The organism is Enterococcus sp. DIV0806c (assembly GCF_051710905.1).
Taxonomy (GTDB): domain Bacteria; phylum Bacillota; class Bacilli; order Lactobacillales; family Enterococcaceae; genus Enterococcus_B; species Enterococcus_B mundtii.
On sequence record NZ_JBIOLO010000001.1, the window covers coordinates 1,338,488 to 1,358,024 of the forward strand.

Genomic DNA, 19,537 nt, shown 5'->3' on the forward strand with positions numbered 1-19,537 from the left:
AAGTCAATCATTAGCTGTGGAGAACTTAAAGAAACAAAAAATGAAAGCAAGAATGGCAAGATGAATTTTTTAAAGAACTTTTAAAAGACTCGAAATGCTCTATTTTTAGTTTCACAAACGGTATTTTGTTTCACGGAGTGAGACTTGCTCTTATGAGCAGACAGAAGTAGAATAGATAGTACATGTCAAATGAATCATTGGAGAAAATGCGTAATTAATAGTTAGATGAAAGAAGTAAAACTTGAAAGTGTAAAAACAAACAGAAATCGAGGAGGGCGCATGTGGAGCAGTTATTAAAAAAATATTTTGGATATGAGCTTTTCCGCCCAGGCCAAAAAGAAATCATTGAAAAAATTATGGCTCAAGAAGATGTCTTGGGTATCATGCCGACTGGAAGCGGAAAATCAATATGTTATCAGCTACCTGCGCTAGCCTTGGAAGGGTTGACGATCGTCGTTTCTCCCTTGATCTCTTTGATGAAAGATCAAGTGGATGCTGCGAATCAACTGGGGATTGCTGCTACGTTTATCAATAGTTCATTAGAAGGATATGAAGTGGCACAACGTTTTCGTTCATTAGATGAGGGAAAGTATCAATTGTTATATGTTGCACCAGAACGTTTTATCATGCCTGATTTTATCCAAGCGATGAATCGTTGGTCCGTTCGCTTGATTGCCATTGATGAAGCCCACTGTATCTCGCAATGGGGGCATGATTTTAGACCCAGTTATTTGCAGATGGCGAATATTTTAGAAGGTATTCCTCAGCGTCCGCCCATCGTGGCCTTGACAGCAACTGCTACTGTCCCTGTAGCAACAGATATCAAAAGACTTTTAAAAATCCCTGAAAAGAACCATATTCAAACTGGATTTGCACGAGAAAATCTAAGGTTGCAGGTTATCAAAGATCAAAAAAAAGAACAATATTTGGTCGAGTATTTAAAAGTGAATCAAAATCAATCAGGCATCATTTATGCCGCGACTAGAAAAGAAGTGGATCGACTATATCAGTTGTTGGCGAAATTTGGTTTTTCCGTTGGCAGATACCACGGCGGTATTTCAGAAAGGGAACGGACGGAAATGCAAGAAGCTTTCCTCTATGATCGTATCCAACTATTAGTAGCAACCAACGCTTTTGGAATGGGAATCAATAAAAGTAATATTCGGTTTGTCATTCACTACCAAATACCAGGTTCATTAGAAGCATATTATCAGGAAGCTGGTCGTGCCGGAAGAGATGGCTTACCTAGTGAAGCCATTTTGCTATTTGCGCCACAAGATGTGCAAGTCCAAAAGTTTTTTGTTCAACAATCGCAACGTGAGGAAGCACAAAAACATAAGGAATACGACAAGATCCGAGCCATGACTGAATACGTCCATATCGAATCCTGTCTGCAACAATATATTCTTTCTTACTTTGGAGAAGCAAGCGAGCCTTGTCAGCGTTGTGGCAACTGTCTTGATGATCGTGAACTGGTCGATGTGACCACAGAAACGCAAATGGTTTTGTCTTGTTTGAAACGAATGGGTGAAAACTACGGAAAACAATTACTAATGAAAGTCCTTGCCGGATCAAAAGATCAGAAAATCAAACAGTTTCAGTTTGATCGATTGTCTACGTATGGTCTACTAAGGAATCTGTCACAAAAAAATATATTGCAGTTGATCGACTATCTGATTTCAAGTGGCTACTTACTTGCGGCTAGTGGTGAATACCCTGTTTTAAAAGTCAGCGATCTTGGGGTGCAAGTGCTTATGGGAAAAGTAACTGTACACAAAAAGGAACCCAAAAAAGTGCAACAATTGTCGCATGATGAAACAGATGGTCTATTTGAAGTATTACGCCAGTTACGGACCGATTTAGCTGCTGACGCGGGCGTTCCACCATACGTTGTTTTTTCAGATGCAACACTCAAAGAAATGAGTCGTAATCGTCCAAAAGACCGATTGGCACTTCTCCAAATCAAAGGGGTAGGACAAAGCAAGCTCGATAAGTATGGTGAAATGTTCTTGCAATCAATCCAAAATTTCCAAGAAAGCGCTACGCAAAGTGATAGTGAAAAAACATAAAAAAAAGCCTAGATAAATCTAGGTTCTTGCTCAGTTATTGCGTAAAATATGCTATAATGAATGAACTTAGAAATGGAGGGAAAGGCAAATGGATTCTCTTTCAAAAGAGACGGCACTTAATGTGTTGATTGATGAGGCAGATCGCATCAAGCGTTTGATCCAAAATCAAACAAACAGTCTTTGTATCTCACAATGTAAAGCCTTTGAAGAGGTAGTCGATACACAAATGTATGGATTTTCTCAACAAGTGAGTTTTGCAATACGTGTAGGGATCATTGAAAAAAAAGAAGGGCAACTGATGCTCAGTGAGTTAGAACGTCAATTGAATCACTTATACAATGAAGTTTACCGAGAAAATTATGATAAAAAAGAAAGTGGCAAGGGGGAATAAGCTTGCCGAATAAAGTAAAAAAAAGGCATCTGTTGGATTACAGTATTTTAATTCCATATTTGATTTTATGTATCATCGGATTGATCATGGTTTACAGTTCTACGTCCTACTTGTTATTAGCAAATGGGAGCAATCCAGCGTCATCGGTCATCAATCAGAGTATTTTTTGGGTGCTTAGCTTGATCGTTATTGCACTCCTATACAAAATGAAAATCGGTGTATTGAAAAATCAGCGATTGATCATGGCGGCTATCGCAGTCTTGACGATTTTATTATTGATCGTCTTATTTTTTGGGGAAGAACGAAATGGGGCAAAAGGTTGGCTTGAGATTGCCGGATTTTCTATCCAGCCCGCCGAATACCTAAAAATCATTGCCATCTGGTATCTTTCCTTTACTTTGTCACAGAGACAAATGAGTGTGCAAAAAAACTTCATTGCAACGGTCAAACGACCTTTATTGTTAGTTCTTGCCTTGACTGTGTTAGTGGCAAGTCTACCCGATTTTGGGAATGCAACGGTTATTTTTTTGATCATCATCGTGTTACTCTTAGCTAGCGGCGTCAATTATTTTTACACCTTGATCGTTGGTGTCGGAGGAATCATTTTTAGTGTGATAACAATTTGGTTGATCAACGTGACCCAAGGGAAACTTTTCCCAGGTCGCTTACAATATATCTATCATCGTTTTGAGATTTTTCAAAACCCTTTTTCTGATGAATTGAATAACGGACACCAAATGGTGAATGGTTATTATGCGATGTTCAACGGTGGTCTATTCGGTCGCGGATTAGGGAATAGTATCCAGAAAAAAGGATTTCTACAAGAAGCGCAAACCGACTTTATCTATGCCATCGTAGTAGAAGAATTAGGCGTGATCATGGGTATTTTGATCTTAGCTTTATTGATGTTCATGATCGCCCGTATCATCTTAGTGGGGATCCGCTCAAAAGATCCATTCAATTCTTTGCTATGTATCGGAATCGGTTCGATGTTTCTGATCCAAGTATTTGTCAACCTTGGCGGGATCACTGGGATCATCCCACTGACAGGGATCACATTCCCATTCTTGAGTCAAGGTGGTTCGAGTTTACTGATGCTTTCGATCTGCGTAGGTTTCGTCCTGAATATCAGCGCAGATGAGAAACGTAAGAGTTTAGGTATTTACTAAAATTGACGTAGGAGTGATTCGATGAGAAAAGTTTTGGTAGCTAACAGAGGAGAAATTGCTGTACGGGTATTTCGTGCGTGTACAGAATTAGGGATCCAAACTGTAGGTGTCTATGCAGAAGAAGATGAATATTCCGTGCATCGCTTTAAAGCGGATGAGGCATATCTGGTTGGTAAAGGAAAAAGACCGATAGATGCGTATCTTGATATTGAAGGGATTCTTGAGATTGCTAAAGCTAGTGGAGCGGACGCGATCCATCCCGGTTACGGATTATTATCTGAAAACTTACACTTTGCCACACGGTGCAAAGAAGAAGGCATCACTTTTGTTGGGCCAGAACTTCATCATCTTGATATTTTTGGCGATAAGATCAAAGCGAAAACAGCAGCAATCGAAGCTGGTATCGCATCGATCCCTGGGACAGATGGTCCAGTAGAGTCAATTGAAGAAGTTTTATCATTTGCTGAACGTCATGGCTATCCAGTGATGATCAAAGCAGCATTAGGCGGTGGCGGTCGTGGGATGCGTGTAGCATATGACGAAAAAGGCGCTCGCGAAGGATATGAACGTGCAAAAAGCGAAGCGAAAGCTGCTTTTGGTAGTGATGAAGTCTATGTTGAAAAGTATATCGCTGATCCGAAACACATCGAGGTCCAGATCTTAGGGGATACCCATGGAAACATCATCCATCTCTTTGAACGTGATTGTTCAGTCCAACGCCGTCATCAAAAAGTCGTAGAAGTTGCTCCTTGTGTTTCGATGAATGACCAACAGCGTCAACGTATTTGCGATGCCGCTGTCCAGTTGATGAAGCATGTGGGATATGTCAATGCAGGGACAGTCGAATTTTTAGTGGAAAATGACGAATTTTACTTTATCGAAGTCAACCCACGTGTCCAAGTGGAGCATACGATCACTGAGATGATCACGGATGTCGATATCGTAACGACCCAATTATTGATCGCACAAGGAAAAGATCTGCATAAAGAAATCGGATTGCCACAGCAAAGTGAAATAAAAATCAAAGGTTCAGCCATCCAATGTCGGATCACAACGGAAGACCCATTGAGTAACTTCTTACCAGATACTGGTAAGATCGATACGTATCGCTCACCAGGGGGCATGGGCGTCCGTTTAGATGTAGGGAATGCCTATGCAGGCTACATCGTTACCCCATATTTTGATTCACTTTTAGTAAAAGTTTGTACCCATGCGGCTGATTTTGCAACAGCGATCCAAAAAATGGAACGTTGTTTGAGAGAATTCCGTATCCGTGGAGTGAAAACAAATATTCCATTTATGTTGAATGTCATCTTGCACCCAGAATTTCAATCAGGACAAGCCAAAACAACGTTCATCGATAGTACCAATGAATTATTTGACTTCCCACGCTTACGTGACCGTGGAAATAAAACGATGAAATACATCGGAGAAATCACGGTAAATGGTTTCCCTGGCATCGAACGTGGTGAAAAACCATATTACGATGCACCACGTATGCCAAAAGAGCTGATCACTCGTCCGGATTACATCACAGCTAAAAATGTCTTAGACAAAGACGGCGCTTCTGCATTAGTGGATTGGGTCAAACAACAAGAAAATGTGTTATTGACAGATACCACGTTTAGAGATGCCCATCAAAGCTTATTGGCTACTCGTGTGCGTACAAAAGATTTTAAAGAAATCGCACGTTTGACTGGTGAAGGACTTCCAGAGCTGTTTTCAAGTGAAATGTGGGGTGGCGCGACGTTTGACGTCGCCTATCGTTTCTTGAATGAGGACCCATGGAAACGCCTGAGAAAGATTCGCTCATTGATGCCGAATACTTTATTGCAAATGCTCTTTAGAGGATCGAATGCTGTCGGTTACTCCAACTATCCAGACAATGTGATCGCTGAATTTATCAAAGAAGCAGCGACACAAGGGATCGATGTCTTCCGGATCTTTGACAGTTTGAACTGGGTACCGCAAATGGAAAAGAGTATCCAAGCCGTTCGTGATACAGGGAAAATTGCAGAAGCGACGATTTGCTACACAGGTGATATCAATGATCCAAGTCGTGCGAAATACAATGTGCAATATTACAAGGACATGGCAAAAGAGCTGGAACAGTTAGGCGCTCATATGATCGCCATCAAAGATATGGCAGGACTGTTGAAACCGCAAGCTGCTTATCGCTTGATCAGTGAATTGAAGGCGACAACGGATCTACCAATCCATTTACACACACATGATACGAGTGGCAATGGCATCATCACTTACTCAGCAGCAACCAAAGCGGGTGTCGATATTGTCGATGTAGCGATGAGTGCGATGAGTGGAAATACTAGCCAACCAAGTATGAGCAGTTTGTATTACGCTTTGGTCAATGGGCCACGTGTACCAGAAATCAATATTGAAAATGCGCAACAGTTGAATCACTACTGGGAAGATGTTCGCATGTATTACAAACCATTTGAGAATGGCTTGAATGCACCTGAAACTGAAGTTTATATGCACGAGATGCCAGGTGGACAATACTCGAACTTACAACAACAAGCCAAAGCAGTTGGTTTAGGTCATCGTTGGGATGACATCAAAAAAATGTACCACACGGTGAACCTGATGTTTGGCGATATCGTCAAAGTCACGCCTTCTTCTAAAGTTGTAGGCGATATGGCTTTGTTCATGGTCCAAAATGAATTGAGCGAAGAAGACATTTATGAAAAAGGCGAGACCTTGAGTTTTCCGGAATCAGTCGTTACCTTCTTCCAAGGTGAATTAGGCCAACCAGTTGGCGGATTCCCAGAAAAACTCCAAAAGATCATTTTGAAAGGTCGTCCAGCAATCACTGAACGTCCAGGATTGTTCGCTGAAACAGTGGACTTCGAAAAAGTCAAAGCAGAATTAGCTAAAAAGATCGGCTATGAACCAAAACAAGAAGAAGTCTTGAGTTACTTGATGTATCCACAAGTCTTCTTGGATTATCAAACCGCTTATAATCAATTTGGCGATGTCACATTACTGGATACACCGACTTTCTTCCAAGGGATTCGTTTAGGGGAAACGGTCAACGTTCAAATCGAAAAAGGCAAGATCCTGATCATTCGCTTAGACGAGATCGGTGAACCTGATATTGAAGGGAATCGTGTGTTATTCTTTAATTTGAACGGTCAACGAAGAGAAATCACCGTCAAAGATACATCGATCGTCAGTGCGGTAAAAACTAGACGAAAAGCAGAACCAACAAATCGCGAACAAATCGGTGCGACGATGTCCGGTTCAGTTTTAGACGTCTTGGTGAAAAAAGGCGATACGGTCAAAAGAGGCGATACATTGATGGTCACTGAAGCAATGAAGATGGAAACAGCCATTGAAGCACCATTCGATGGAGAAATAGCACATCTCTATGTTGTTGCTGGCGACCCCATTTCCTCAGGAGATCTATTAATCGAAGTTACAGAAAAATAAGAAAGGAGAGGGAACATTTGAAACGACTAGGTCTATTTATAGCAACACTACTATTCGTCACGTCGGCTTTATATTTGGAGCCAGTAGTGTTCCCTCCCAAACTTGAAACATCCACGCAAGACCAACAACTGATAGGAAATCAAAATCAGGTAACGTCTTGGAAATACCAGGAGCTAAATGCGACTGGCTTTTCTACATATATTGGTCGATCAGTCACCGAATTAGAAGCAGAGATTGGTTCACCTAAAGATCGTTTGACGAGCGGATTCGGCTTTGAGATTAGATATTATCAAGATCCAATTCAACAAATCGTACTTGAAGCAAATATACAAAATGACCGAGTGGAGGCTATCAAAGTTTTAAATGCGAACGCAACTAGTTTGACCCCATTTGCCGTTGGCATGACTATGCAGGATCTGACAGAGATTACAACGATTTTTCCGAACTTCACATTCGAGTATGAAGAGACAGAAGTCGGAATCGAGTTAACTGAAGAAGACATGAATTATCGTCCCTTGATTGCTTTTGACAACGGTACATTTGCGATGCTTTTCTTTGATCAAGACACAGGTGGATTATTTTCAACAGTTTATTTAAACAAGAAAAGCTTATTGAAATTAATGCCTTACCAGGTCTTTGGAGAAGGATTGCCCCACTACGAAATGGAGAGTTCAGCAGACTGGGAAAGTATCAATCAGTCAAGAGAGCGTGTAATCACTCGAGTATTGACGAGATTACGCCAAGAAGCTGAACTGCCTGATTATCATTACTCTCCAGATTTTATGATCCAAACGAATGTACTGTTAACAGACTTTATCGACCAGCCAGAAGAATGGTTGGCAGAAAATCGTTTGGCAGAGTGGCAGATGGCAACACAGACTTCCCAAACGACAGTTAAATTTACGTTGTCAAATGATGAAATCAATCGCTTAGTGGAAAAACGACAATTAGATCAAACAACTGGAATTTTCATGCATCCAATCATTGATCCGACTTTTTCAGTTTTATTGTTATATACTGATCCTTATTATCATGATCGATTCTTGGAAAAAGAACCAACACAGTTAGGCGTTGCGTTTTCGAAAGAAAACATGTTAGTCTTAATGAAGGAAAAAGAGGAGACTAGTGAAAGCAGTGATAATCAATGAGGAGTTGTTTGAACTGGAGGACCAGTGTCATCAGCTTGTTCAAACGATTGTAACAAGTGAAATGATGGAACAATATCTCAAAACTAAAAAAGAGATGGAAACTTCTATCAACGTCAACCAGTTAAAAAATGATTTTATTGTAAGCAGACAAGCATTTGAAGAAATTTCACCTTATGGAAAGTACGTTCCAGAGTTTCGTGAAAAACAACGAACTGTACGACAAGCCAAAAGGCAGTTGGATCTAAATGAAGAAGTAGCTGCTTTTCGAATAAGTGAAACAGAATTACAAAAGATACTAGATTCCATTGGAAAACAACTTGCACATACGATTTCGACGGAGATCAAAATCAGTGCAGGTAGTCCATTTTTTGAAAAAAGTGAAGGGTGCGGAGGAAACTGCCATGGACATAGAAAATAAAGAATTTGAACAAACACATCGGCGAGGGTTAGTCGTGTGGGTATATAGTTTAAAACAATTGAAAAATCTTCGCAAATTTGGTTTAGTGCATTATGTCTCTCGTAAAATGAAGTATGTGATCATGTATTTAAATGAAGACAACTATGAACAAACGGAAGAAAGGATCAAGAAATTACATTTCGTACGAAATGTCGAACGTTCTTATCGACCAGATATCGAAATGAATTTTGCTGAAAAAATCGGTAAAAAGGCGGACACAAAAGAAGAAGGCTTCGAGATCGAAGAATTAAACACAAAGATCCGCTTAGCTGAACACGTTTTCTAGTAAAGAGAGTCTAGCGTTATAGTTAATAAAATCGACGAAAATGAAGAAAATGTGATAAAAAGATTTTGAATAGTTATAAAAAGTTAAATTAAGAAAAAATAGACTTGAGAATTGACGATTTTAGTCGGAATCAAGTCTATTTTTTTGGTATACTAATAACAGTATGTTTCAAGGAGTGAGTAGATGCGAGTAATTTCAGGAGATTACGGCGGTCGCCGTTTAAAAAGTTTAGCAGGGCCAAATACTCGACCGACGTCTGATAAAGTCAAAGAGTCGATATTCAACATGATCGGTCCTTATTTTAATGGAGAGGTCGTTTTGGATCTTTACTCAGGAAGCGGGGGTCTAGCGATCGAAGCTGTTTCCAGAGGCTGTAGCTACGCAATCTGCGTGGAGAAAAACTATCAAGCACTAAAAATAATCAAAGAAAATATTGAAATCACAAAAGAACCGAACAAATTCAATACAATGAAATTAGATGCTGATAAAGCGATTGAGTCACTGGCGAAAGAAGATCAAAAGATTGATATTCTATTTTTAGATCCACCTTATGCCAAACAAAAAATCGTCGATCAAATTGAACGTATGGAAGAATTGGCTCTTTTTCAGGACGCTGCCTTGATCGTATGCGAAACAGATAAGTCAGTGGAGCTTCCTGAGACAATAGGAAATTTTCAACAAATCAAACAGCAGACCTATGGCATCTCTGCGGTGACCATTTATAGAAAAGAGGAAATATAAATGAGAAGAGCGTTATTTCCAGGGAGTTTCGACCCATTGACTATGGGTCATTTAGACACGATCGAACGAGCTGCGAAGTTGTTTGATGAAGTGATCATCGGTATCTTTATCAATACATCAAAAAAAACATTGTTCACGGCTGAGGAACGCTTGGAATTGATCACACAAGCAGTCGCACACTTAGAAAATGTCCGAGTGATCCACCAAGAGACACAGTTGACAGTGACGACGGCAAAAGAACTAGGTGTTCAAGCGTTGGTTCGAGGTGTTCGTAGCTTCAAAGATTTTGAATATGAACGTGACATTGCGCAAATGAATCATCATTTGAGTCATGAATTGGAGACGGTGCTTTTTATGGCAAAACCAGAGTATAGCCATATCAGCTCAAGTATGCTTAAAGAGGTTCTTTATTTTGGTGGGGACGTGAGCACCTATTTACCTACTGTGATCAACGAAGCATTAGCTAGAAAGCGTGAAAGTGATGCAGAATAAGAAATGGTGGAAAACGTTATCCGTAATCCTTTTAGGCACATTATTAGCAGGCTTTGTCATTGTGCCTTTACCCTATTACGTGGAAGCTCCAGGTGCCACGATCGATCTTAAAGATATGATCACAGTCAATGATCAAGAAGATAAAGAATCAGGCTCTTTCTCTCTCACTTCTGTAGGAATCAGAAGAGCAACAGGATTTGGTGTCGTCTCCGCACTAATGTCAGATTTCAAAGATGTTATCAGTGAAGAAGAGTTGACTGGTGGAGCGACAAATGAAGAATATAATCAGATGCAAAAATATTATATGGAATCCTCACAAAATGCCGCCATTGAGCAAGCCTTGAAACTAGCGAATATTCCTTATACGATGGAATTTAAAGGTGTCTATGTCATGGGCGTCGAAAAAAATTCGAGCTTTTACAAGAAACTATCTGTTGGCGATACAGTCACAAAAGTAGATGGGATAAGTTTCAAGAGTGCAGAAGAATTTATGGAGTACGTGAAAGGACAAGAAGTAGGACAGGTTGTCACAATCACCTTCATCCACGATGGCAAAGAAGAAGAAGCTTCAGGTAAACTGATCGAGTTATCGACAGATAAAAAACCAGGAATCGGGATCACGTTGACCGATCATACAGAAATCGCCACAGACACAGAAGTGGCAATCAATTCTGGTTCAATCGGTGGCCCTTCAGCAGGCTTGATGTTTACTTTGGAGATCTATGAACAGTTGACCCATCAAAACATCCGTAAAGGGAAAAAAATAGCCGGTACAGGTACGATCAATAGTGCAGGTGAAGTGGGACGGATCGGTGGAATCGATAAAAAAGTGGCAAGTGCAGACGAAGCAGGAATGAATATCTTTTTTGCGCCAGATGATACGATTTCTGATGAAGTGAAAAAAGAAAATCCTGATATCAAAACGAATTATGAAGAAGCCAAAGCTGCGGCTAAAAAACTCAATACATCGATGAAGATCGTTCCGGTCAAAACAGTGCAAGATGCCTTAGAGTATCTTGAGAACATGAAATAAACGGTTTCGACTTGAACGTTTTGTACTCATATTTTAAAGCGAGGACAAGACATGTTTAGCCTCAAGAAATAATGCGCCATCCACGAAAATTGTTTTTCAAATTTTTGTGGGTGGCGTATTATTTTTCGAAGAGGTTCCATCTGTTCCCGCCGTTTATTCGGTTTAGGTGGTGCGAAAGGGCTAATGTCTCCCTCTTTTTCTTTTTTTTCAATAATTACAAAAAAACGTTTTGTTATTTTGTAGGTAATTTTAAGTAAGTTTGCTACCATATTAGAAAAAGAGTTAGAAAGGGGCAAGAAAAACATGGAACAATCAAGCAATCGCCAATCATCATTCGATATCGGAGAATATTACTCCGAAAAAAAGTATAAAAAAAATTTTGGGCACTTGCGGAAAACAGCAGACTTTAAACGTGTATTAACTGATTTTGACAAACAATTGGAAGAAACGAAAGATCAACTGTCAAAACATCGAAACGGTGTGTTGTGGACCAGGCGCTTACTTGCAGATTTTCGACAGAAAAAGTTGAGTAAAACGGATAGAGTTTTCAATTTTATCCTTAGGCGTAAGAATAAAGAGCCTGAAAAATATGAGATTACACTAAAGGATTTGAACAGTAAATATTTTAAATCAGAATATATTCAATCGATTGTTGATAAAGATGTATGGATTGATCCAAAAGAAATCGTTGATGAAATCAAGCACTTAGCTTCAAGAGCGAAATCTATCCCTACGGCTCGCGGATTAGAACTAAGGGAGCAGCTTCGTGCACAACCTTTAGAGCAAAAAAAATGGCGTCAACCTGAAACAGAAGATGAATTACATTACAGTACCCTATCTTTCCTAGAGGAAGGCAGAGAAAGCGAGAAGTCTCGCAAGGTAATTATCAATAGAAAAGATGACCCTGTCATTTACGCAGTGATTCGACGAGCGAACAATGGGGAGAAAATTTCATTAAATATAGAGGTGTCCCATAATAAAGAGAAACTTATCGAAAAACCTATAGTGGGACACCACAGAAATCCTTCCGTTCATGGCGAGGTAGCATTTACTGGTCATCATGAGCAACAAATCAAACAACCAAGACGGTTATCACCAATTTCAGAGTTGCAAGAAAATAATGGGAGAAAAAATTCATTGAAAGATGAGTTTGAACGACGTGATTCGAAACTTCGAGAAGTAAAATCTGCGATCAATCAAGGCCTTATTTCGTCAAAAGCAATATCTGGAGAGAGCCCTGTGCAATCGGTGAAACAACGAATCTGGGAAATAGAGAACGGATCTGGGAAGTCCGACCGCATGGTTTTTAACAGTCATATTGCATCGGACAAACGTTCATTTGGCATGACCAAACAAGCAGCAATGAGTAAGTCTGGGGGAAATCGACCACCAGCTCCGCCTTCTCCAAGTTTGAAGCCGAAACCAAGGATAGAACCAACTAGGTAAATCGTGAATATAAAAATAAAAGAAATAATCATTTGAGGCGTATCTAATAGTGAAGGAACATCGCAGTGTAGATGTTTTTTCACTATTTTTTAGAAAGGAAAATGAAATAGAAAGAATACCAATGAAGAAAATAGTTCAAGAAATCTTTGATTCGCCAAAACGCCTCCTTCTATTTTTTATATGCAGTGTATCAGTTAGTATGCTAATAGGAGTGGTCATATACCGTCAGATCGGTCCAACTAAGATCAATGAATCTAGTAACATATCGTTGATAACCGCTTCAAGCTCGGATAGTTACCAAAAGACTGCGACAACCGGAACGACGACAAAAGACCCTATCATGTATGTAGACGTGAAAGGCAATGTCAATCGACCTGGAATATACGCCTTTACAGACGAGGAACGTGTCTTTGATATCATTGAAAAAGCAGGAGGACTGACTGCACAAGCTGATGAAAAACAGATCAATTTTGCTGCAAAAGTTTCGGACCAACAAGTGCTTTATATTCCCCAAGTTGGCGAAGAGATGCCTCAGTTCGTAGAGGAAGTAAAGGAAAAAGAGCAGACAGAGGAAAAGAAAGTCAATCTTAATACTGCCAGCCTTGCTGAATTACAGGAGCTTCCGGGAATCGGGGCAATGAAAGCACAAGAGATCATCAACTATCGCGAAGCCAACGGTTCCTTCCAAACAATTGAAAGTTTGAAAGAAATATCGGGATTTGGCGAAAAGACAGTTGAAAAACTGAAAAACTTCGTTACAATTACAATAGAATAAACCAATGAGGTGACAAATTATGAGCAATGAACGAATTCCTTGGGATCAGTATTTTATGGCACAAGCCGTATTATTATCATTAAGAAGTACATGTACACGATTAGAAGTAGGTGCCACATTAGTTAGAGAGAAACGAATCATTGCGGGTGGTTATAACGGCGCAGTGAGTGGGGATGTTCATTGTATCGACGAAGGTTGCTATGTCGTGAATGGTCACTGTTTACGAACGATCCATGCAGAAATGAATGCGTTACTCCAATGTGCAAAACTCGGAGTCCCTACAGAAGGGGCAGAGATCTATGTCACCCATTTTCCATGTTTGGCCTGTACAAAAGCATTGCTTCAAGCTGGAATCAGGAAAATCCATTACTTGCATGATTATCGCAATGACCCTTATGCACAGTCATTGATTACCCAATTAGGTGCATCCGTCCATCAAGTCAATTTAGATATGAAATATTTTGCTAAACTTCAACAAGAATCAACAGGAGAACTTGATTAAACAATTTGGCGAACAAGTTCGTAATTACTTGATTTTACCAGTAATGTCTTCGGTCATTTTATGTTTCGTTTACTATAAGGAGCATGATCTGTCTCGCTTGATCGTTGCTGGTCTTTTTCTTCTGGTTCTATTCAAACACAAGCAAGCGGTGATCTATCTTTGTTGTTTTTGCAGTCTGGCAGTTTGGTTTGCTTGTCTTCGTTCAGAGCTTCCCTCGATTGATCACACAAGAACAACTGAAGAGTTTCTATTGATGACCGATACGATTCAACGTAATGGCGACTGGTTGACTGTAGAAGCACGCAGAATCTCAACGAAACAAAAAGTCCAGCTAAGTTATCAAGCCAAAACAAAAGCAGAAGCACAACAATGGGAGGACTTTCGAGGGTATCCGATCGAACTTCGAGTAACTGGCAGTTATCAGACACCCGGATCGTTGCGCAATCGTTATGCATTTGATACGGTCAATTATCTGAAGGGATCACGAATCAGTGGTCAGTTCCATGGAAAGGATTTTCAAGTCCTGCCTTCTACAAGGGGAGGGGTGACTCGATTTCGTGACCTCCGTGGAAAAGCAATCAATTATGTAAAAAAACGATATCCTAAAAAAATAGGGATGTATATGAACGCGTTGCTTTTCGGTTATCGTGATGCTTCTTTTCGCGAAGCCGAAACAATTTTTAAAGCAACTGGACTACTGCATCTATTCGCAGTTTCTGGGATGCATGTCCATTTTTATTTAGGTTTTTTATATTATGTTTTTCGACGAAGTGGCTGTCCTTTGTCTGTTACGATTCTTCCGCTGACATTGCTTACGGGGATTTATATCCTATTAGCTGGCGGCTCATTTTCAGTGGTTAGAGCAGGCAGTTTCTTTATTTTGAAGCTTGTACTCAAATTGACATCAATCAAACTATCTACGCTGGATTGTTTTTCTTTGAATCTATGGTTGCTTTTATTGTTCGATCCGTTGATCCTGCTTCAAATGGGTGCGCAATTAAGTATATGGATGAGTTTATTATTTATGACATTTTCTCACGCATCAAAAGGTTGGAGCAATCGTTTATTCTACCTATTCCAAACAAGTGCAATCCAATTACCTTTAAGTGCTTGGTATTTCTATGAATGGTCGTTTTTAGGTGGCTTATTCACAACACTAGGCATTCCATTATTCCAATACGTCCTTCTTCCAGGGATGATCATTCTCTTTTTAGCAGGCAGCATCATTCCACAGGCCTTATTTGAAATCCTCGAATCTTGTTTGGTTCACTTTGAAGACTTCCTCTCTTATTTTGATTTCTCCACACTGACCATCGGGCAACCCGCTTTTTATTTTGTTATATTGAGTATCATCGTCTTCTTACTCTTGTTTGAGAGCAAAACGATTCTGCCATGGAAAAAAATCATTTATTCATCACTAATCCTCATCAGTTATTTCTTGATACCATTACTTGATGCTTCGACTACGATCACCTTTATCGATGTCGGACAAGGCGATAGTATCCTACTAAAAAGTCCGATGAAACAAGATGTGATTTTAATCGATACTGGGGGCAGATTAAATGTTGAAACAGAAGCGTGGCAGCAACGTATTACTCGTCCTTATGCAGAAAATAATATCGTTCCATATTTAAAAGGACAAGGGATCACCACGATCACAAAACTATTTCTCACACATAACGACACTGATCATATCGGGGAATTGGAAACACTCTCGTCACATTTTACCATCGAAGAAATATACATTGGTTGGGGAGCTGCCACAGAGCCAAAGTTTCGCGAACGATTGATAAAAATTAGTCAGTTAGGAACCAAGATCATAGAAGTCAGGCAAGGGGATCGAATATCTGCCTACTTTGACTTGTACGTCTTGATGCCAAGTAAAAAAGGGCAAGGGAAAAATGAAGATTCAGTGGTTCTTTGGTTCACCTATAAGAAGCAGCGCTTTTTGTTACTGGGTGATTTGGATCAAGAAGGGGAAATCGAGATGTTGAATGCTTACCCAAGGCTAAGGGCGGAGGTCGTGAAACTAGGACATCATGGGAGTCGTAGTTCGAGTCATCCAATGTTCTTGGCTGCTTTACAACCGAAGATGGGAATTTTATCTAACGGGCTTGACAATCGCTATGGGCATCCACATCCTGAAGTCCTCAACACGTTGGAAAATTTAGAGAGTACTATTTATCGGACAGATAAAAATGGAGCGATCACTTTTTATTGGCATCCTGTTTGGACAAAAAATGGCCGACTTCAGAAAATGATAGACTAGTAATTTTTGTTTTCTCGTGATAGGATAAATTGGAAAGTGGTGAGAGATGTGAGTATCCAAGTTGAACTACAAAAAATTCGTAAAGAAAAGCTCGCACCTTGTTATCTCGTTTTAGGAACGGAGAAGTTTTTACAAGACCAAGTGCGTACAGAAATCCTTAAGAAAATACAAATATCAGGAGAAGATGATCTCAATTTTCTGAAATTTGATATGACCCAAGCAACGATCGATGACGTAATCGCTGAAGCAGAAACCTTACCGTTTTTCGGTGATCAACGAGTAGTGTTTGTCGAAAACCCTTATTTTTTGACGGGTGAAAAAAACAACAACAGTCTCGAACAAAACACAGATCTTTTAGTAGACTATTTAAAAGAACCACTCGAATCAACCGTTCTCGTCTTCTTTGCGCCTTATGAAAAACTAGATGAACGAAAAAAAGTCACGAAACAATTGAAGAAAACAGCGATATCGATCAATGTTCAGCAATTGAATGAAAAAGAAGTGCGACAGTATTTATTGAATACATTAGAAAATACACCGCTTACTCTAGATCGTAAAGCAATCGATCTTTTTTTACGATTGACTGATTTAGACTTATCAAAAATGATGGCAGAATTAGATAAATTGATGTTATATGGGCAGAATCAATCAGCCATCTCTGCGAAAGAAATCGAACAATTAGTGCCTAAGACGTTGGAACATAATATCTTTGACATGACACAATATATGCTTTCTGGAGATACGGAACATACCCTGCGATTATTTGAAGATTTAGTCACACAAGGGGAAGAGATCATCAAGATCAATGCGATTTTACTCTCCCAACTACGATTGTATCTCCAAACGAAATTTTTAGTCAAAATCGGGTATCAACAAGCAAATATTGCGGAAACTTTGAAAATCCATCCTTATCGGGTAAAATTGGCGATGCAAGAAGTCAGAAAGTTCGATGAACAAATATTAGTCCAATTGTTCGACCAATTAGTCGAGATGGACTATCAAGTAAAAAGTGGGCAGATCGAAAAGAAATTGAGTTTTCAATTATTTGTGTTTCAGGCAGCCGAAAGATTAAAAAATAAGTAAAAACAATAGCAACTCAAATACACACAGTTTGGTTGGTCATCAGAAGGATCAGCCAAACTGTGTGTATTTGTGTATAGAAAAAGCAAATAAAAAAACCGGCCGTAGCCGATTTCCTTATTTAGCGATTTTTTTGCTTAAACGAGATTTGTCGCGGTTTGCTTTGTTTTTGTGGATAAGACCTTTAGTTTCAGCCATATCGATCGCTTTAACAGCGTCTTTATATAACGCATCTACGTTGTCAGCACCTGAAGCTACAGCATCCTCAAATTTTTTGATTGCAGTACGCATAGCACTAGTTTGAGATGAATTTTTTACATTCGCGTTTTCGCTTGTGCGAACACGTTTGATTGCAGATTCAATGTTTGGCATTTGTTTCACCTCCGATAAGTAAAGTTCTTACGCGTGTTACCGCATAATTCAACATTCATTATTATACCTAATGCGAGCGCGCATTGCAATATCAACATGACAAGTTTTTTTCCTTAACACGTAAGAAATATCAGAGAGAGTGGATTTATGAGAGGTAGAAGAACAAGAAAACAAAAGAAAAAGCGCTGTTGTGGGAGACAACAAGCGCTTAACCAAACGTGGTTTAATTTATCTTGGTAAATAAATAATTGAATGGGATGTTTGGTACTGAAATAGTATATAACAAAGTCAACCGTTTGCAAAGTTTTTTTTGAAAAGGGATACGATTGCTTCAAATCAACGAATCATACCGTTAACATAGATTAGTTATTTTATAACTAATTCGAATGCATGAAAATGAGCTATTCAGGTGTTCCAATGATTTTGATGTATTCGTCGATGTTTTTGATCATCATTCGTTTGATGACTAATTGATTTCGGCGATTCCATTTCCCACTAACTTCCAATACATATTTGTTTAAAGGTAAACGTAAAACATATTTTGCCAAGTAGCGATCTTTAATTAGACAATTGATTACCCGGTCTTCAAGTTGGAGATTCAAACCAGTCAACATCATTGGTTGTTCTTGTAAAACATACGTATCAATCAAAAGACCTTCAAAAGTTTCCACGAGCGTCTTCCTTTCTTCTAAATCAAACATTTCGCACTTCTTATAAAATTTCCTGCATAAAAGAGGTGCACTCACACCTAGTATAACAAAAAAGATGCACCAAGCCAAAAAAAAGCCGAAAGAACTTGAATAATCCAACGATCTGTCAAGTTTTCCGCCTTTTTTTATAAATAGTTGAAAAAATAGTTACGTATATTAAAAATTGGCATCAAAGACGTTTTGGATCAAATCAGGAAATAGTAAGTAGGTCAATCCAATAATCAATAGAACAGCCAATAAAAACCATCCAACAGTCCCAAAGAAATATTTTAGTTTTTGCATATGCGATCACCTCAAAACTAGTATACCACGAACAAAAAAATTATCCTTTTCTCAACCACTAGATGCATCATTATTTATTAAAAGAAAACAATTGGAGAATGCAATAGGCAATCCCAGAAGCAATCACAGGGCCTGCTGCGATCCCTTTTAAGAAAACAACGCCTAAGATCGTTCCAAAAACTAGAGCTACAGTGATTTGTGGATCTGTAGCAATCAAGCCAACGCCTTTAGACGATAAAACAGCAACTAAGCCACCACAGAAGATCGCTACCCAACCCATAGGTGATTTGAACGCATCAAGCAAATCTTTTAGACCAATATCACCTGTAGCAATAGGCACTAAAATCGCCGCAGTAATGATCGTCACGCCAATATTGATTCCTTTCCCTTGGAGCCATGTCAAAAAATCTTTCGATGCAGGAATAAACTTAACAAGTAAAATAAAACCAGTCGCTAACATCAGACTTTGATTTTTAGCAAGGACGGCAACCAGCATGATCAACCCAAGAAATAACCAACTTTCCATCAAAAAACCTCACTTTCTAATTATTCATCATACCATTTTTTTTATATGATGCAAAAGAGTCATTAGCAAAATGTTTGATAGAGCATAGAAGGAACAAAAGGGTGTGAAGAATTAGACGAAAAGATAAAAATGAGAAAAATAGCTACGTTGATGATGTCAAAACATGTTTTTATGAGGTGAAGAATAGAGGGTCTGATTTCTCATATATACTTGATGTGAAAAAGTAACAGATCAACAATATATAAAAAAGAAAGGGTGAATATTTGTAAGACTCAGCAGAAATGGCGTAATTAAATAAGAGGAGATGGGAAAAAGAGAAGAAGATTATGTGGCATGTCA

At 39.2% G+C, this 19,537-nt stretch carries 19 protein-coding genes; 15 read left to right on the top strand and 4 right to left on the bottom strand.

The window, feature by feature from the left end; translation table 11 throughout:
• Positions 1 to 281: 281 nt before the first annotated feature.
• The 15 genes from recQ to holA all read left to right on the top strand — a co-directional run bounded on the left by recQ (position 282) and on the right by holA (position 17,311).
• Entirely contained in the window at positions 282 to 2,069 is a 1,788-nt protein-coding gene (gene recQ / locus IGK77_RS06445) for a DNA helicase RecQ (RefSeq protein WP_071867120.1), read from the top strand.
• Positions 2,070 to 2,157: 88 nt separating this feature from the next.
• Positions 2,158 to 2,460 carry a YlaN family protein gene (locus IGK77_RS06450; RefSeq protein ID WP_010735661.1) on the top strand — a complete coding sequence of 101 codons (303 nt, stop codon included), beginning with the start codon at positions 2,158 to 2,160 and terminating at the stop codon, positions 2,458 to 2,460.
• A gap of 2 nt (positions 2,461 to 2,462) precedes the next feature.
• A complete protein-coding gene (locus IGK77_RS06455) occupies positions 2,463 to 3,629 on the top strand; it encodes an FtsW/RodA/SpoVE family cell cycle protein (RefSeq protein ID WP_071867119.1) in 1,167 nt (388 codons plus the stop codon).
• A 21-nt stretch (positions 3,630 to 3,650) separates the two neighbouring features.
• On the top strand, positions 3,651 to 7,079 hold the full coding sequence (locus IGK77_RS06460; protein ID WP_074799701.1) for a pyruvate carboxylase: 3,429 nt from the start codon (positions 3,651 to 3,653) through the stop codon (positions 7,077 to 7,079).
• Between the two features lie 17 nt (positions 7,080 to 7,096).
• A complete protein-coding gene (locus IGK77_RS06465; RefSeq protein ID WP_074799700.1) occupies positions 7,097 to 8,227 on the top strand; it encodes a CAP-associated domain-containing protein in 1,131 nt (376 codons plus the stop codon).
• Positions 8,214 to 8,645 carry a YlbF family regulator gene (locus tag IGK77_RS06470; protein WP_071867161.1) on the top strand — a complete coding sequence of 144 codons (432 nt, stop codon included), beginning with the start codon at positions 8,214 to 8,216 and terminating at the stop codon, positions 8,643 to 8,645. Before IGK77_RS06465 ends, IGK77_RS06470 begins: the two co-directional genes overlap by 14 nt.
• Entirely contained in the window at positions 8,629 to 8,970 is a 342-nt protein-coding gene (locus IGK77_RS06475) for a YlbG family protein (protein ID WP_074799699.1), read from the top strand. Before IGK77_RS06470 ends, IGK77_RS06475 begins: the two co-directional genes overlap by 17 nt.
• Before the next feature lie 183 nt (positions 8,971 to 9,153).
• Positions 9,154 to 9,711: a 16S rRNA (guanine(966)-N(2))-methyltransferase RsmD gene (rsmD, locus tag IGK77_RS06480; RefSeq protein WP_019723134.1), complete on the top strand. Its 558-nt coding sequence runs from the start codon at positions 9,154 to 9,156 to the stop codon at positions 9,709 to 9,711.
• Positions 9,712 to 10,203 (top strand): pantetheine-phosphate adenylyltransferase, encoded by a 492-nt coding sequence (gene coaD, locus IGK77_RS06485; RefSeq protein WP_071867116.1) that lies wholly within the window; start codon positions 9,712 to 9,714, stop codon positions 10,201 to 10,203. It abuts the gene before it with no gap.
• On the top strand, positions 10,193 to 11,236 hold the full coding sequence (locus tag IGK77_RS06490) for a SepM family pheromone-processing serine protease (RefSeq protein ID WP_074799698.1): 1,044 nt from the start codon (positions 10,193 to 10,195) through the stop codon (positions 11,234 to 11,236). The genes coaD and IGK77_RS06490 overlap by 11 nt, the downstream gene beginning before the upstream one ends.
• Before the next feature lie 303 nt (positions 11,237 to 11,539).
• On the top strand, positions 11,540 to 12,682 hold the full coding sequence (locus IGK77_RS06495) for a hypothetical protein (protein WP_256209266.1): 1,143 nt from the start codon (positions 11,540 to 11,542) through the stop codon (positions 12,680 to 12,682).
• Between the two features lie 121 nt (positions 12,683 to 12,803).
• A complete protein-coding gene (locus tag IGK77_RS06500) occupies positions 12,804 to 13,457 on the top strand; it encodes a helix-hairpin-helix domain-containing protein (protein ID WP_074799744.1) in 654 nt (217 codons plus the stop codon).
• A 19-nt stretch (positions 13,458 to 13,476) separates the two neighbouring features.
• Positions 13,477 to 13,959, top strand: coding sequence for a ComE operon protein 2 (locus tag IGK77_RS06505; RefSeq protein ID WP_034689319.1), 483 nt, complete (start codon positions 13,477 to 13,479; stop codon positions 13,957 to 13,959).
• Positions 13,952 to 16,228, top strand: coding sequence for a DNA internalization-related competence protein ComEC/Rec2 (locus tag IGK77_RS06510; RefSeq protein ID WP_074799697.1), 2,277 nt, complete (start codon positions 13,952 to 13,954; stop codon positions 16,226 to 16,228). The genes IGK77_RS06505 and IGK77_RS06510 overlap by 8 nt, the downstream gene beginning before the upstream one ends.
• A gap of 36 nt (positions 16,229 to 16,264) precedes the next feature.
• Entirely contained in the window at positions 16,265 to 17,311 is a 1,047-nt protein-coding gene (holA, locus tag IGK77_RS06515) for a DNA polymerase III subunit delta (protein ID WP_074799696.1), read from the top strand.
• Positions 17,312 to 17,425: 114 nt separating this feature from the next.
• On the opposite strand, the gene rpsT is transcribed toward holA, so the two are convergent.
• The 4 genes from rpsT to IGK77_RS06535 all read right to left on the bottom strand — a co-directional run bounded on the left by rpsT (position 17,426) and on the right by IGK77_RS06535 (position 19,198).
• Complete coding sequence (rpsT, locus tag IGK77_RS06520; protein ID WP_010735647.1) at positions 17,426 to 17,680, bottom strand: 30S ribosomal protein S20; 255 nt, start codon at positions 17,678 to 17,680, stop codon at positions 17,426 to 17,428.
• A gap of 401 nt (positions 17,681 to 18,081) precedes the next feature.
• Positions 18,082 to 18,351, bottom strand: a complete 270-nt coding sequence (locus IGK77_RS06525) for a hypothetical protein (RefSeq protein WP_010735646.1) — start codon at positions 18,349 to 18,351, stop codon at positions 18,082 to 18,084.
• Between the two features lie 195 nt (positions 18,352 to 18,546).
• A complete protein-coding gene (locus tag IGK77_RS06530) occupies positions 18,547 to 18,672 on the bottom strand; it encodes a hypothetical protein (RefSeq protein WP_010735645.1) in 126 nt (41 codons plus the stop codon).
• Positions 18,673 to 18,742: 70 nt separating this feature from the next.
• Entirely contained in the window at positions 18,743 to 19,198 is a 456-nt protein-coding gene (locus IGK77_RS06535; protein WP_010735644.1) for a DUF441 domain-containing protein, read from the bottom strand.
• Positions 19,199 to 19,537 lie beyond the last annotated feature (339 nt).

Coding starts and splice junctions, on each gene's coding strand:
- IGK77_RS06450 (WP_010735661.1), top strand. CDS start 2,158: ATGGATTCTCTTTCAAAAGAGACGGCACTTAATGTGTTGATTGATGAG.
- IGK77_RS06460 (WP_074799701.1), top strand. CDS start 3,651: ATGAGAAAAGTTTTGGTAGCTAACAGAGGAGAAATTGCTGTACGGGTA.
- IGK77_RS06475 (WP_074799699.1), top strand. CDS start 8,629: ATGGACATAGAAAATAAAGAATTTGAACAAACACATCGGCGAGGGTTA.
- rsmD (WP_019723134.1), top strand. CDS start 9,154: ATGCGAGTAATTTCAGGAGATTACGGCGGTCGCCGTTTAAAAAGTTTA.
- coaD (WP_071867116.1), top strand. CDS start 9,712: ATGAGAAGAGCGTTATTTCCAGGGAGTTTCGACCCATTGACTATGGGT.
- IGK77_RS06490 (WP_074799698.1), top strand. CDS start 10,193: ATGCAGAATAAGAAATGGTGGAAAACGTTATCCGTAATCCTTTTAGGC.
- IGK77_RS06495 (WP_256209266.1), top strand. CDS start 11,540: ATGGAACAATCAAGCAATCGCCAATCATCATTCGATATCGGAGAATAT.
- IGK77_RS06500 (WP_074799744.1), top strand. CDS start 12,804: ATGAAGAAAATAGTTCAAGAAATCTTTGATTCGCCAAAACGCCTCCTT.
- IGK77_RS06505 (WP_034689319.1), top strand. CDS start 13,477: ATGAGCAATGAACGAATTCCTTGGGATCAGTATTTTATGGCACAAGCC.
- rpsT (WP_010735647.1), bottom strand. CDS start 17,680: ATGCCAAACATTGAATCTGCAATCAAACGTGTTCGCACAAGCGAAAAC.
- IGK77_RS06530 (WP_010735645.1), bottom strand. CDS start 18,672: ATGCAAAAACTAAAATATTTCTTTGGGACTGTTGGATGGTTTTTATTG.
- IGK77_RS06535 (WP_010735644.1), bottom strand. CDS start 19,198: ATGGAAAGTTGGTTATTTCTTGGGTTGATCATGCTGGTTGCCGTCCTT.